This window comes from Streptomyces sp. NPDC002138 (assembly GCF_040296485.1).
In the GTDB taxonomy this organism is placed as follows: domain Bacteria; phylum Actinomycetota; class Actinomycetes; order Streptomycetales; family Streptomycetaceae; genus Streptomyces.
In genome coordinates, this window is record NZ_JBEOXE010000030.1 from 19,277 (window position 1) to 32,244 (window position 12,968).

At 72.9% G+C, this 12,968-nt stretch carries 9 protein-coding genes; all 9 read left to right on the forward strand.

The features are described from left to right. Nucleotide 1: 1 nt before the first annotated feature. From asnB to ABT084_RS20540, 9 genes are read left to right on the forward strand one after another with little or no spacing between them, the layout of a single operon-like run. Nucleotides 2–1,936, forward strand: a complete 1,935-nt coding sequence (asnB, locus tag ABT084_RS20500; protein ID WP_351045715.1) for an asparagine synthase (glutamine-hydrolyzing) — start codon at nucleotides 2–4, stop codon at nucleotides 1,934–1,936. Between the two features lie 16 nt (nucleotides 1,937–1,952). Beyond that, nucleotides 1,953–4,163, forward strand: coding sequence for a bi-domain-containing oxidoreductase (locus ABT084_RS20505; RefSeq protein ID WP_351045717.1), 2,211 nt, complete (start codon nucleotides 1,953–1,955; stop codon nucleotides 4,161–4,163). Beyond that, entirely contained in the window at nucleotides 4,160–6,127 is a 1,968-nt protein-coding gene (locus ABT084_RS20510) for an alginate lyase family protein (RefSeq protein ID WP_351045720.1), read from the forward strand. The genes ABT084_RS20505 and ABT084_RS20510 overlap by 4 nt, the downstream gene beginning before the upstream one ends. Nucleotides 6,128–6,136: 9 nt before the next feature. After that, the gene (locus ABT084_RS20515) at nucleotides 6,137–7,657 is read left to right on the forward strand and encodes a right-handed parallel beta-helix repeat-containing protein (RefSeq protein WP_351045723.1); all 1,521 of its coding nucleotides are present in this window, start codon (nucleotides 6,137–6,139) and stop codon (nucleotides 7,655–7,657) included. Nucleotide 7,658: 1 nt separating this feature from the next. Continuing rightward, nucleotides 7,659–8,981, forward strand: a complete 1,323-nt coding sequence (locus ABT084_RS20520) for an O-antigen ligase domain-containing protein (RefSeq protein ID WP_351045880.1) — start codon at nucleotides 7,659–7,661, stop codon at nucleotides 8,979–8,981. 2 nt (nucleotides 8,982–8,983) lie between these two features. Continuing rightward, complete coding sequence (locus ABT084_RS20525) at nucleotides 8,984–10,255, forward strand: glycosyltransferase (RefSeq protein WP_351045726.1); 1,272 nt, start codon at nucleotides 8,984–8,986, stop codon at nucleotides 10,253–10,255. Beyond that, on the forward strand, nucleotides 10,256–11,491 hold the full coding sequence (locus ABT084_RS20530; protein WP_351045728.1) for a class I SAM-dependent methyltransferase: 1,236 nt from the start codon (nucleotides 10,256–10,258) through the stop codon (nucleotides 11,489–11,491). After that, entirely contained in the window at nucleotides 11,488–12,321 is an 834-nt protein-coding gene (locus ABT084_RS20535; protein ID WP_351045730.1) for a glycosyltransferase family protein, read from the forward strand. The genes ABT084_RS20530 and ABT084_RS20535 overlap by 4 nt, the downstream gene beginning before the upstream one ends. Further along, nucleotides 12,318–12,965, forward strand: coding sequence for a PIG-L deacetylase family protein (locus ABT084_RS20540; protein WP_351045733.1), 648 nt, complete (start codon nucleotides 12,318–12,320; stop codon nucleotides 12,963–12,965). Before ABT084_RS20535 ends, ABT084_RS20540 begins: the two co-directional genes overlap by 4 nt. Nucleotides 12,966–12,968: the final 3 nt, after the last annotated feature.

Sequence of the window (12,968 nt, forward strand, 5' to 3'; positions counted from 1 at the left end):
CATGTGTGGCATCGCAGGCACCTACCGATGGCCGGACGGGAAGGCCGTGACCGACCGGCTCACCGATACCCTCGCCCACCGCGGTCCGGACGGCGCGGGCCGGTACGACCACCCCGCCGGTGACGGCGAGGTGCACCTCGGCCACCGTCGGCTGGCCATCATCGACCTGTCCGAGACCGGCGCCCAGCCGATGGTCTCGGGCGGCCTCGCCCTGACGTACAACGGCGAGCTGTACAACGCCCCCGAGCTGCGCGCCGAACTGGCGGCGGCCGGGGCGCGCTTCCGCGGTACGTCCGACACCGAGGTGGTGCTGGAGGCCTGGCGGCGCTGGGGCACGGACTGTCTGCCCCGGCTGCGCGGCATGTTCGCGTTCGGGATCTTCGACGAGCGGACCGGGGAGCTGGTGCTCGCCCGCGACCAGCTCGGCATCAAGCCGCTGTTCCTGCTCCGGCGCGACGGGGGCCTGGCGTTCGCCTCCGAACTCAAGGCGCTCGCCGCCGCCACCGGCGGGTCTCTGGAGGTGGACCACGCGGCGCTGGTGGCCTCCCTGCTGTACTACTGGGTGCCGGACTCGCGCTGCGCGTACCGCGAGGCGGAGAAGCTGCCGCCGGGGAGCTGGCTGCGGTGCCGGCCCGACGGCGGTGTGGAGCGCGGCCGGTTCTGGAACCTGCGGGACGTCGCCGCGGAGGGCCGCGAGCGGGCCCGGAGCGGCGAGCTGCCGGACATCGCGGCCATCGTCGAGGAGTCCACCCGGCGCCACCTGCTCTCCGACGTACCCGTGGCGACCTTCCTCTCCGGCGGGCTCGACTCCAGCTATCTGACCGCGCTGGCGGCCCGCGACCACCCCGGCATCTCCGCCTACACGATCGGGTTCCGGGCCGAGGACGCCAAGTTCGAGGCGATGCCGGACGATCTGCGCTACGCCCGGCAGGTGGCGGAGCGCTTCGGCGTCGACCTGCACGAGATCGAGATCGCTCCGAACGTGCTCGACCTGCTGCCGCAGATGACCCACCACCTGGACGAGCCGATCGGCGACCCCGCCGCGATCAACACCTTCCTGATCTGCTCGGCCGCCCGGGAGGCCGGGATCAAGGTGATGCTCTCGGGGATGGGCGCCGACGAGCTGTTCGCCGGGTACCGCAAGCACCTGGCCAACCTGCTCGCGCTGCGCTACCAGCGCGTTCCGCGGCCCCTGCGGCGCGGCCTGTCCGGGGCCGTGGACCGGCTGCCGGTCGCCACGGCCCGCCGCGGGTACCGCTCGGTGCGGTTCGCGAAGCGCTTCCTCTCCTTCGCCGATCTGCCGGAGGAGACCGCGTTCCGGCGCAGCTACACCATGTACGACCGGGACGAACTGCTCGCCCTGATCGATCCGGACCTGGCGGGGACGGTCGATGACGTGCTGACCGAGCACGCGGACGTCTACGAGGACAACGACCTCGACGACTTCGTCAACCGGATGTGCCTGGGCGATGCCCGGATGTTCCTGCCGGGCCTGAACCTCGCCTACACGGACCGCTCCAGCATGGCCGCGTCGACCGAGGTGCGGGTGCCGTACGTGGACGTCGAGGTGGTCAAGGCGGCGTTCGCCGTGCCCGGCGATCGCAAGATCGTCGGACGGCAGGGCAAGGCCGTCCTCAAGCAGGCGGCCACCTCGATCCTGCCCCGGGAGATCGTGTACCGGCCCAAGGGCCTGTTCAGCGCCCCGCTGCGGGCCTGGATGAGCCGGGACCTGGCACCGCTGGTGCGCGAGGTGGTGCACGACGGCGTCCTCGTGAACTCGGGGTTCCTGCGCCGCGACGCGCTGGCGCGCATGGTCGCCGAGGACGCCTCCGGGCAGCGCGACTTCTCCAAACATCTCTGGCACGTACTGACCCTCGAGTACTGGTACCGCGGCGCGACCTCTGGCTCCGGCCAGAGCACTCACAAGACGGCGTAGAGCAACAGGAGTTCCGGTGAAACAAGTGGTGCAGAACTACAAGAGCGGCGAGCTGGCGCTGCTCGACGTCCCGGTGCCGGGGTGCAAGCCGAACGGTGTGCTGGTCCGGACCGCCTTCTCGCTGATCTCCACCGGCACCGAGCTGATGAAGGTGTCCGAGGCCGGCATGTCGATGGTGGGCAAGGCCCGCTCCCGGCCGGACCAGGTGGCCAAGGTCATGCAGAGCGTGGCCACCAACGGGGTGCCCGCCACCTACCGCAAGGTGATGGGCAAGCTGGACTCGTACACGCCGCTCGGCTACTCGCTGTGCGGGGTGGTCGAGCAGGTCGGCGCCGGGATCGACGACGTGGCGGTCGGCGACCTCGTGGCCTGCGCGGGCAATGAGCACGCGCTGCACGCCGAGCTGAACTGGGTGCCGAAGAACCTCTACGCCCGGGTGCCGGACGGCCTCGCGGCGCGGTACGCGGCCTTCGGCACGGTCGGGTCGATCGCGCTGCAGGGCGTCCGTCGCGGCGAGCCGCAACTCGGCGAGACGGCGCTGGTGATCGGCCTCGGGCTGATCGGGCAGCTGGTGGTGCAGCTGCTGGCCGCCTCGGGCGTCCGCGTCATCGGGGCCGACCCGGATCCGGGGCGCTGCGAACTCGCCGAGCGTCTGGGCGCCGCGGCCTGCGGCGATCCCGCGTCCGCGGCCGTGGAGGCCGCCGTCGCGGAGCTCACCGGCGGTCACGGCGTGGACCAGGTGTACCTGGCCGCCGGTGGCGGCAGCAACCAGCCCGTCGAGCTGGCCGCCGCGCTGAGCCGGGACCGCGGCCGGGTCGTCGACATCGGCAAGTGCCGCCTGGACCTGCCGTGGAACGCGTACTACGAGAAGGAGCTCGACGTCCGGTTCTCCCGCTCCTACGGCCCCGGGCGCTACGACCCGGAGTACGAGCTGGAGGGGCGGGACTATCCGATCGGGTACGTGCGCTGGACCGAGCGCCGCAACCTGGCGTGCTTCCTCGACCTCCTCGCCCGGGGCAGCGTCGACGTGGAGCCCCTGGTCTCCCACATCGCGGACTTCGACGACGCCGTCGAGACGTACCAGCGCCTCAAGGACGGCGACCTGAAGGCCGTGGCCGTGCTGTTCCGGTACCCCGACCACGCGGGGGAAGCGCAGGCCCCGGCGGTGGCCGTGCCCGCGGTGCGGCGCGGCGGCGGAGAGTCCGCCCCCGACCGGACCGCCCCGGTCCGGACCGCCCCGGCCCGGACCGGCACGACGCCGGTACGCCTGGCGTTCGTCGGCGCGGGCAACTACGCGACGTCGATGCTGCTGCCGCACCTGTCCCAGCGCGACGGCGTCGAGCTGTCCACGGTCGTCACCACGACGGCGCTGTCCGCGGCCAACGCGCAGCGGAAGTTCGGCTTCGCCCGGGCGACCACCGATCTCGACGCCGTGCTGGGCGACACGTCCATCGACGCGGTGTTCGTCGTCACCCGGCACAGCTCGCACGCCGAACTGACCCGCCGGGCCCTGCTGGCCGGCAAGACGGTGTTCGTGGAGAAGCCCCTGGCCCTCACCGAGGACGAACTGGCCGGTGTGCTCGCGGCGGTGGAGGAGTCCGGCAACGACCGGCTGCAGGTGGGCTTCAACCGCCGGTTCGCGCCGCTGCTGCGCGAGGCGAAGCAGCGGTTCGACGTCCGGACCGGCCCGGCGAGCGTCCGCTACCTGATCAACGCGGGCCGGCTCCAGCACGGCAGCTGGTACCTCCAACAGGGCACCGAGGGCTCGCGCTTCGCCGGCGAGGGCGGGCACTTCATCGACACGGTGAGCTGGCTGCTCGAGGCCGACCCGGTCTCGGTGTACGCGACCGCCCCGGCCGGCAACGAGGACCTGCAGGTGGTGCTGCGCTACCCGGACGGGTCCAACGCCACCATCAGCTACGTCACCACCGGCTCGCCCGGCTTCCCCAAGGAGACGCTGGACCTCATCGCGGACGGCAAGGTGCTGCGGCTCGACGACTTCGTCCGGGCCTCGGTCTACGCACGCAAGCGGTGGGACAGTTCGCGGCTGCCCAAGGCCAGGGACAAGGGCCAGTCCGCCGAACTGGCCGCGTTCATCCGGGCCGTGCGCACCGGTGGCCCGATGCCGGTGCCGCTGGAGTCGCTGGTCGCCACCACGGCGGCCACCCTCGCGGTCCAGGCCGGCCTGGCCAGCGGCGCGCCGGTGACGTTGACGAGGGCGCGATGACCACGAGCGCGGGCTGGTACCTGCGGCGGCTGTCCCGGATGGGACCGCGGGAGGTCGGCGGCCGGGTGGGCGACGCGGTGCGCAGGCGGCGGTGGCGCTCCGCGCTGCCGGACGGCCCGGCTGTGACCGGCGCCCGCTTCACGGCGGTGCTGCCCGCCGGAACGCTCGACGCGGTGCCACCGGACGCCGCGAAGCGCCTGGTCGCCGAGGCGGACCGGCTGATGGCCGGGCACGCCGAGTACTTCGGGGTGGACCGGGACGATCTGGCCGAGCCGGACTGGTGGTACGACCCGAAGACCGGGCGGCGGGCTCCGCAGGGCTACGCCTTCGACATGCCGTACCGGGACGAGAACGCGGTCGGGGACATCAAGCAGATCTGGGAGCTGTCCCGGCACCAGTACCTCACCGTGCTCGCCGCCGCCTACGCGGTCACCGGGGACGAGCGGTACGCCGAGCGGGTGGCCGCGCACCTGCGGACGTGGTGGGCGGCCAACGCGCCGCTGCGCGGGGTGCACTGGATCAGCGGCATCGAGCTGGGGATCCGGCTGCTGTCCTGGGTGTGGATCCGGCGGCTGCTGGACGGCTGGCCGGGCGCGGCCGGGCTGTTCGAGGGCAACCCGGTGGCCCTGCACCAGATCTGGCACCACCAGCGCTGGCTGGCCGCCTTCCCCAGCCGGGGGTCCTCGGCGAACAACCACATCGTCGCCGAGGCCGCCGGGCAGTTCGCCGCGGCCTGCGCGTTCGGCTGGTTCCCCTCCTCGGCGCGCTGGCGGGACGACGCGCTGCGGTCGCTGGAGCGGCACCTGCGGAGCAACACCTTCGGCTCCGGCCTCAACCGCGAGCTGGCCACCGAATACCACGGGCTCGTACTGGAGCTCGCTCTGGCCGCGGTGGCCGAGGCGGACGCCGCCGACGTGCCGGTCCCCGCGTCGGTCCGGCTGGTGCTGCTGCGGATGACCGACGCGCTCGCGGCGATCGTGGACAACCGGCTGCGGCCGCCGCGCCAGGGAGACGCGGACGACGGGCACGGTCTGATCGTGGACGGCGCGGGCACCGACCGCTGGGCCTCGCTGCTGGCCACCGGGGACGCCGTGTTCGGCCGGCTCGACTGGTGGCCGGAGGTGACCGGCACCGATGTGCGCACCCCGCTGCTGGCCGCGCTCGTCCGGCCGTACGCGAAGAGCGGAACCGGGCCGGCCGTGACGCGCCCGGCCGCGCGACCGGCCCACTTCGCCGATGCGGGGATGACCATCCTGCGCGGTCCGGCGCGGATCTGGGTGCGCTGCGACGGCGGTCCGCACGGGTTCCTGTCCATCGCCGCGCACGCCCACGCGGACGCGCTGTCCGTGGAGGTCCGGCACGACGGGGTGGACGTCCTCGCCGACCCGGGGACGTTCTGCTACCACGGGCAGCCCGCCTGGCGGCAGTACTTCCGCTCGACCCTCGGCCACAACACCCTGCAGCTGGACGGCGGCGACCAGTCGGTCTCCGGCGGCCCGTTCCTGTGGACCCGGCACGCCCGCAGCCGCGTCCTGGCCGCGGACACCTCCGGCGGCTCCGCCGGGGGGACGCTCCGCTGGTGCGCCGAGCACGACGGCTACCAGCGCTCCGTGCACCGCCGCCGGGTGGAGCTGGACCCCGCGGCCGAGGAGCTGCGGGTGGTCGACGAGGTGCGCGGCGCGGGCGGGGCCGCGCGGCTGGCGTTCCACCTGGGCCCCGCGATCACCGCGGACCTGGTGGAGAACCGGGCGGTGCTCACCTGGACCCGGGACGGCGAGGACCGCTCCGCCGTGCTCGACCTGCCCGGGCAGCTGTCCTGGCGGGCGCACCGCGGGGAGACCGATCCGCCCCTGGGCTGGTACTCGGCCGGCTTCGGGCGCAAGGAACCCAGCACCACGCTGATCGGCACGGGCTTCGCCGACAGCGCACAGGGGTTCACCACCGTACTCAGGTTCCGCGGCTAGGGAGGAGGCTTGGTGATCAAGAGGCGGCACTGGGCGTTGCCGACGGCACTGCTGGTGCTGGTCCTGCTGACGGCGACGGGCTGCGAGAGCGCGCCGGACGCCCCGGCGAAGCCGACCGCCGCACCGTCCCCGTCCGTGGCCCGCGTGTGCGCCGGGCCCGCGGCCGGGCCGGCGCAGGCGCCGGCGGGGTCGGTGACGGTCGATCCCGCGGTGGTCGGTGATCTGGCCGCGAAGACGAAGAGCAGCCCCCCGCACACCACGTTCTGGCTCCGGCCGGGGACGCACACGCTCGAACCGGACCGCTTCGCCCAGATCCTCCCCAAGGAGGGGGACACCTACGTCGGCGCGCCCGGAGCGGTGCTCGACGGGCGCAAGACCAACCAGTACGCGTTCGGCGGCGGCGCCGGTGACGTCACCATCCGCTCCCTGACCGTGCAGGGTTTCGTCGCGCCGCAGAACGAGGGCGTGGTCAACCACGACTCGGCGGACGGGTGGGTGATCGAGCACGCCACGATCCAGAACAACTCCGGCGCCGGGCTGATGGCCGGCGCCCGCCAGCGGGTCCGCGCCAACTGCCTGCGCGGCAACGGACAGTACGGAATGAACGCGTACAAGGGCGGCGGCCCGCTCGGCGGCCTGGTGGTCGAGGGCAACGAGATCGTGGGCAACGACACCGACGACTGGGAGCGGCGGCAGCCGGGCTGCGGTTGCACCGGGGGCGTCAAGTTCTGGGCCGTCAACGGCGCCGACGTACGCGGCAATTGGGTGCACGACAACCGCGGCCCCGGGCTGTGGGCGGACACCAACAACAACGACTTCCGCATCGAGGACAACCTGCTCGAGGCCAATGACGGGGCCGCACTGATCTACGAGACCAGCTACAACGCGGTCATCCGGAAGAACACGATCCGGCGGAACAACTGGATCGAGGGCCGCAAGAAGGCGGAGGGCGGCGACGACTTCCCGTACGCGACCGTCTACCTGTCCGAGTCCGGCGGCGAACCCCGCGTCCGGGCCCGCACGGACAAGATCGAGATCTACGAGAACGTGCTGGAGGACAACTGGTCCGGGATCTCCCTGTGGGAGAACGCCGACCGGTTCTGCAACAGCACGGCCAACACCTCTTCCGGTGACTGCACGTTGCTGGTGCGGGGGGCCGAACACTGCGCCCAGCCCGCGATCGCCGCCGCGCCGCTGTACGCCGACTGCCGGTGGAAGACCCAGCGGGTGGACGTCCACGGCAACCGCTTCGTGCTGGACACCTCCGTCGTCGGGTGCACGGAGAAGTGCGGCCGCATGGCGGTGCTGGCCAACTACGGCACCTACCCGGAGTGGTCGCCGTACAAGGGCGAAGCGGTGGCCGAGGCGATCACCCGGACCCAGGAGAACCGGTGGCACGACAACGTCTACGTCGGCCCCTGGAGCTTCGTCGCCCACGACCCGAGCCGGGTGCTCGACTTCGGGCAGTGGCAGGGCGCGCCGTACCAGCAGGACGCGGGCAGCACCTTCCAGCCCCAGGCCGGTGGTTGAGATGGACCGGGACCTGACGCGCGACGAGCCGGCGGGCGCACCGGACACCGCGGGCACACCGGACACCGCGGGCACGCGGCCCGGCGCCGAGCCGAGCCCGGACGGGGCACCGAAGATCGTCGGGATCGTCTGGGGACTGCTGATCCTCAACACGCTCGGCTCCGCCGGGGCGAAGACCATCATCCCGCTGCCCCGCTCCCTCATCCAGATGGCCACCATGGGCTCGCTGGTCGCCGCGTTCGCGCTGGCGCTCGCCGTCAATCTCCGGCTGCGCCTGCGGGCGAGCTCCTTCCTGTTCCTGCTCACCCTGCTGCTGGTACCGAGCGTGATCTCCAGCGCGCACCTGGAATCGGGGTTCGGCGCGCTGTTCCGCTGCGCCCGGCTGGCCCTGTTCGTGGGCACGCTGTGGCTGCTCAGCCGCTGGTGGGACGGCAGCCCGAGGTTCGTCCGGCACCACATCCGGCTGTACTTCGCGGTGCTCGCGTCGGTGGCCGCGGGCCTGCTCGTCTCACCGGGCGCGGCCATGCCCGACCTGTACGGCGGCCGGCTGGTCGGCGCGCTGTGGCCGCTCACCCCGCCGCAGATCGGCCAGTACGCCGCGGTGATCATCGGGCTGACCGTGCTGCTCGTACTGGGCCGCCACACCGACGGGCGCGGCGCGGCGCTGGTGATCGTGCCCTCCCTCGTCCTGCTCGCGCTGACCCACACCCGGACGGCCACGCTCGGCCTGCTCGTCGGGCTGGTGCTGGCGATCGGCTCGCTCGTCCTGACCAGTGCCGCCGCCCGCCGGTTCTTCGCCTGGGCGGTGGTGTGCTCCGTCGTGGTCGCGGTGGGGTTCAACTCCGCGCTGCAGGCGTGGTTCCTGCGCGGCCAGAGCCAGGAGAACTTCTCCAACCTCACGGGCCGGGCGAAGGTCTGGGACGCCCTGCTGGCCGCCCCCCGGACCGCCTCGGAGCAGCTGTTCGGCGCGGGCCTGGGTGACAAGTCGTTCGGCGGGCTGCCGATCGACAACAGCTGGCTGGCCGTCTACAACGAGCAGGGGCTGACCGGCACCGCCATCGTGGCGGCGATCATCATCGTGCTGGGCGGCGTCGCGCTGCTGCGCCCGCCCTCGCTCCAGCGGGCCTGCGCGATCTTCCTGATCAGCTACTGCGCGATCGCCTCGTACACCGAGGCCGGGCTGGGCGACGCGTCGCCGTACCTGCTGCACCTGACGGTCGCCGCCTCGCTGCTCGCGGCACCCGCCGCGGCCGCTCCCCTCGCGGCGCCCGATGTCCCTCGACGACGCCTACCGCACTGGGCCCGGAAAACGGAGGTGACCTGAGCATGCACGTTCTCGTGGTGCACAACCGCTACGCCTCGGCGCAGCCGAGCGGGGAGAACAACGTCGTCGACCAGGAGGTGGCGCTGCTGCGCGAGGCCGGTCACCGGGTCGGGGCGTTCGAGCGGCGCAGCGACGACATCGGCGCCCTGTCCCTGCTCGCCAAGGCCGCGCTGCCGCTGCGCGTGCCGTGGAACCCGGCGGTCCGTGCGGAGCTCGCCGCCCGGCTCCGCGCCGAGCGGCCGGACGTGGTGCACGTCCACAACGTCTTCCCGCTCCTGTCGCCCGCGGTGCTGGCCGCCTGCGCCGACGCCGGGGTGCCCGCCGTCGCCACCCTGCACAACTACACGCAGGTGTGCCCGCCCGGCACGCTCCAGCGGGACGGGCGGCCCTGCACCGAGTGCGTCGGGGCGACGCCGCTGCCCGCGGTGCGGCACGGCTGTTACCGCGGCTCCCGCCTGGCGACGGTGCCGCTCGCGGTCAGCCTGTCGGTCAACCGGCGGCGGTGGTGGTCCGGGGTGGAGCGGTTCTTCTGCATCTCCACGGCGCAGCGCGACGTCCTGGTGCGCTCCGGGATGCCGGCCGAGCGGCTGGCGGTGAAGCACAACTTCGTTCCCGACCCGGGCAGTTGCCGGGCGGGTGCGGGCGAGCACCTGCTCTACCTCGGCCGGCTCGCGGAGGCCAAGGGAGTGCGGCTGCTCATGGCCGCGTGGGACGAGCTCGCCGCGGCCGGCGGTGTGGGCGTACCGCTCGTGATCGCCGGTACGGGGCCGCTGGAGCGGGAGGTGACCGCCTGGGCGGCGGGCCGGGACGACGTGCGGTACGTCGGCCTGTACGACCCGGACCAGTGCCGCGGGGCCATCGCCCGCGCGGTCGCCGTGGTGGCTCCCTCGACGTGGCTGGAGGCGTTCGGCCTGGTGGTCGTGGAGGCGATGGCGGCGGGGGTCCCGGCCGTCGCCGCCGGTCACGGCGCCTTCGTCGAACTCGTCGAGGACGGGGTGACCGGGGTCCTGCACCGGCCGGGCGAGGCCTCCTCGCTCGCGACCGGCATCCGCCGGATCGCGGGCGATCCGGTCCTGGGCCGGGAGATGGGCCGGGCGGCCCGGCTCCGGTACGAGCGGGGCTTCAGTCCGGCCATCGGGCTGGAGCGCCTGGTGGAGGGGTACCGCACCGCGATCGCGGTGCGGGCCGGCGGCGGGGACAGTGCGCCGCCGACAGGAAATGACAAGGGCTGGCTCGCCGCGGGGCACCCGCGCGAGCAGGAATGGGGGCAGTAGATGACACGATGCCGACTCTGCGGCTCGGCGACGCTGGCGAGCGTCGTCGATCTGGGGGCGACCCCGCCGTGCGAGAGCTTTCTCGCCGCGGACCAACTGGACCAGCCGGAACCGGCGTACCCGCTGCACCTGCGGGTCTGCACCGACTGCTGGCTCGCGCAGATCCCGCCGCTGATCACGCCGGAGGAGACGTTCACGCAGTACGCGTACTTCTCCTCCTACTCCACCTCGTGGGTGGAGCACGCCCGCACGTTCGTCGCCGGCGCCGTCGACCGGCTCGCTCTCGGCCCGGACGCCTTCGTGGTCGAGGTCGCGAGCAACGACGGTTATCTGCTGCGGCACATGGTGGACCGGGGGATCCGCTGCCTCGGCATCGAACCGTCGGTGAACGTGGGTGCGGCGGCGCGGGAGGCGGGTGTGCCCACGCTCACGGAGTTCCTGGACGAGGCCACCGGCTCGGCCGTCCGCGCCGAGCACGGCCCGGCGGACCTGGTCGTGGCCAACAACGTGTACGCGCACATCCCCGACGTGGTCGGCTTCACCCGCGGGCTGCGCGCCCTGGTCGCCGACGACGGCTGGGTCTCCATCGAGGTGCAGCACCTGCTGACCCTGGTCGAGGAGAACCAGTACGACACGATCTACCACGAGCACTTCCAGTACTACACGGTCGCGTCCGCGACCCGGGCGCTGGCCAGCGGCGGACTCACCCTCGTGGACGTCGAGTTGCTGCCCACGCACGGCGGCTCCATCCGGCTGTGGGCCCGCCCGGCCGAGGTGGCCGGCGAGCCGACCGCCAGGGTGGCCGAGGTGCTGGACCGGGAGAAGGCCGCCGGGCTGCGGGAGCTGTCCGGTTACGCCGAGTTCTCCGCCCGGGTGGCCAAGGTGCGCCGGGACCTCCTGCGGTTCCTGATCGACGCGGCCGACCGCGGCGAGACGGTCGTCGGCTACGGCGCTCCCGGCAAGGGCAACACCCTGCTCAACCACTGCGGCATCCGGCCCGACCTGCTCCCGTACACGGTCGACCGCAACCCGTACAAGCACGGCAGGTTCACGCCGGGCACCCGCATCCCGATCCTGGCACCCGAGCAGATCGCCGCCGACCGGCCGGACTACGTGCTCGTCCTCCCGTGGAACCTGCGGGACGAGCTGGTCGAGCAGCTTTCCTTCGTGCACGCCTGGGGCGGCCGCCTGGTCTTCCCCATCCCGGAACTGAGCATTGTCGAGGTCAAGCCGTGAAGGTCGTACTGTTCTGCGGTGGTTACGGGTTGCGGATGCGCAGCGGAACCTCCGACGACGTCCCCAAGCCGATGGCGATGGTCGGCCCGCGGCCGCTGATCTGGCACGTGATGCGCTACTACGCGTCCTTCGGCCACACCGAGTTCATCCTGTGCCTCGGGTACGGGGCGCACCACATCAAGGACTTCTTCCTCAACTACCAGGAAACGACGTCCAACGACTTCGTGCTGCGGGGCGGGCGGACCGAGCTGCTGTCCACCGACATCGCCTCCTGGACGATCACCTTCGTGCAGACCGGCATCGAGTCGCCGATCGGGGAGCGGCTGCGCCGGGTGCGGCCCTACCTGGAGGGCGACGAGATGTTCCTCGCCAACTACGCCGACGTGCTGACCGACGCCCCGCTGCCGGAGATGATCGACCGGTTCGCCCGGCGCGACGCCGGTGCGTCGATGATGGTCGTGCCGCCGCAGTCCTCGTTCCACTGCGTGGACCTGGGCGATGACGGCCTGGTGGGGGGCATCACCGCGGTGAGCGACATGCCGCTGTGGGAGAACGGCGGCTACTTCGTGCTCCGCCAGGAGGTCTTCGACCACATACCCGAGAACGGGGACCTGGTGGCCGACGGGTGCGCCCAACTGGCCAAGCAGGGGCGCCTGGTGGCGTACCAGCACCGCGGCTTCTGGAAGCCGACCGACACCGTGAAGGAGCGGGCCGCGCTCGACGAGGCCTACGCGCGGGGCGACCGCCCGTGGGCCGTGTGGGAGCGGGACGGCGCGGGCGCGGGCGCGGGCACGGCCGGTGGCGGGAACGGCTTCGGAGCGGGGGCGTGATCCGGCTCGGCGCCGGGCCCGTGGACCGGCTCGTCGCGCTGGGGGCGCACTGCGACGACATCGCCATCGGCGCCGGCGGCACGCTGCTGACGCTGTGCCGGGCCCGGCCGGGCATCCGGATCGACGCGCTCGTGCTCTCCGGCGGCGGCAGCGAGCGGGAGGACGAGGAGCGCGCCGCGCTCGCCGCCTTCTGTCCGGGCGCCGATCTGCGGCTGACGGTGCTCAAGCTGCCGGACGGGCGGCTGCCGGCGCACTGGGACGAGGCCAAGGCCGCGGTCGAGGAGCTGCGCGGGCAGACCGAGCCCGATCTGGTCCTCGCGCCGCGCACCGAGGACGCGCACCAGGACCACCGCGGCCTGGCGAAGCTGGTCTCCACCGCGTTCCGCGACCATCTCGTGCTCGCCTACGAGATCGTCAAGTGGGACGCGGACCTCGGCCGTCCGACGGCGTACCAGCCGCTGTCGCCGGAGATCGCCGAACAGAAGGTCCGGCTGCTGCAGGAGCACTACGCCTCGCAGCGGCACCGGCCCTGGTACGACCGGGAAGCCTTCCTCGGCCTCGCGCGGATCCGCGGCATCGAATGCCACGCGCGCTACGCCGAGGGCTTCGCCGTCACCAAACTCACTCTCGACCTGGGGGAATGAACC

Bases quoted from the DNA above. Each gene is read 5' to 3' on its own strand.
- asnB (WP_351045715.1), top strand. From the start codon at position 2: ATGTGTGGCATCGCAGGCACCTACCGATGGCCGGACGGGAAGGCCGTG.
- ABT084_RS20510 (WP_351045720.1), top strand. From the start codon at position 4,160: ATGACCACGAGCGCGGGCTGGTACCTGCGGCGGCTGTCCCGGATGGGA.
- ABT084_RS20520 (WP_351045880.1), top strand. From the start codon at position 7,659: ATGGACCGGGACCTGACGCGCGACGAGCCGGCGGGCGCACCGGACACC.
- ABT084_RS20525 (WP_351045726.1), top strand. From the start codon at position 8,984: ATGCACGTTCTCGTGGTGCACAACCGCTACGCCTCGGCGCAGCCGAGC.
- ABT084_RS20530 (WP_351045728.1), top strand. From the start codon at position 10,256: ATGACACGATGCCGACTCTGCGGCTCGGCGACGCTGGCGAGCGTCGTC.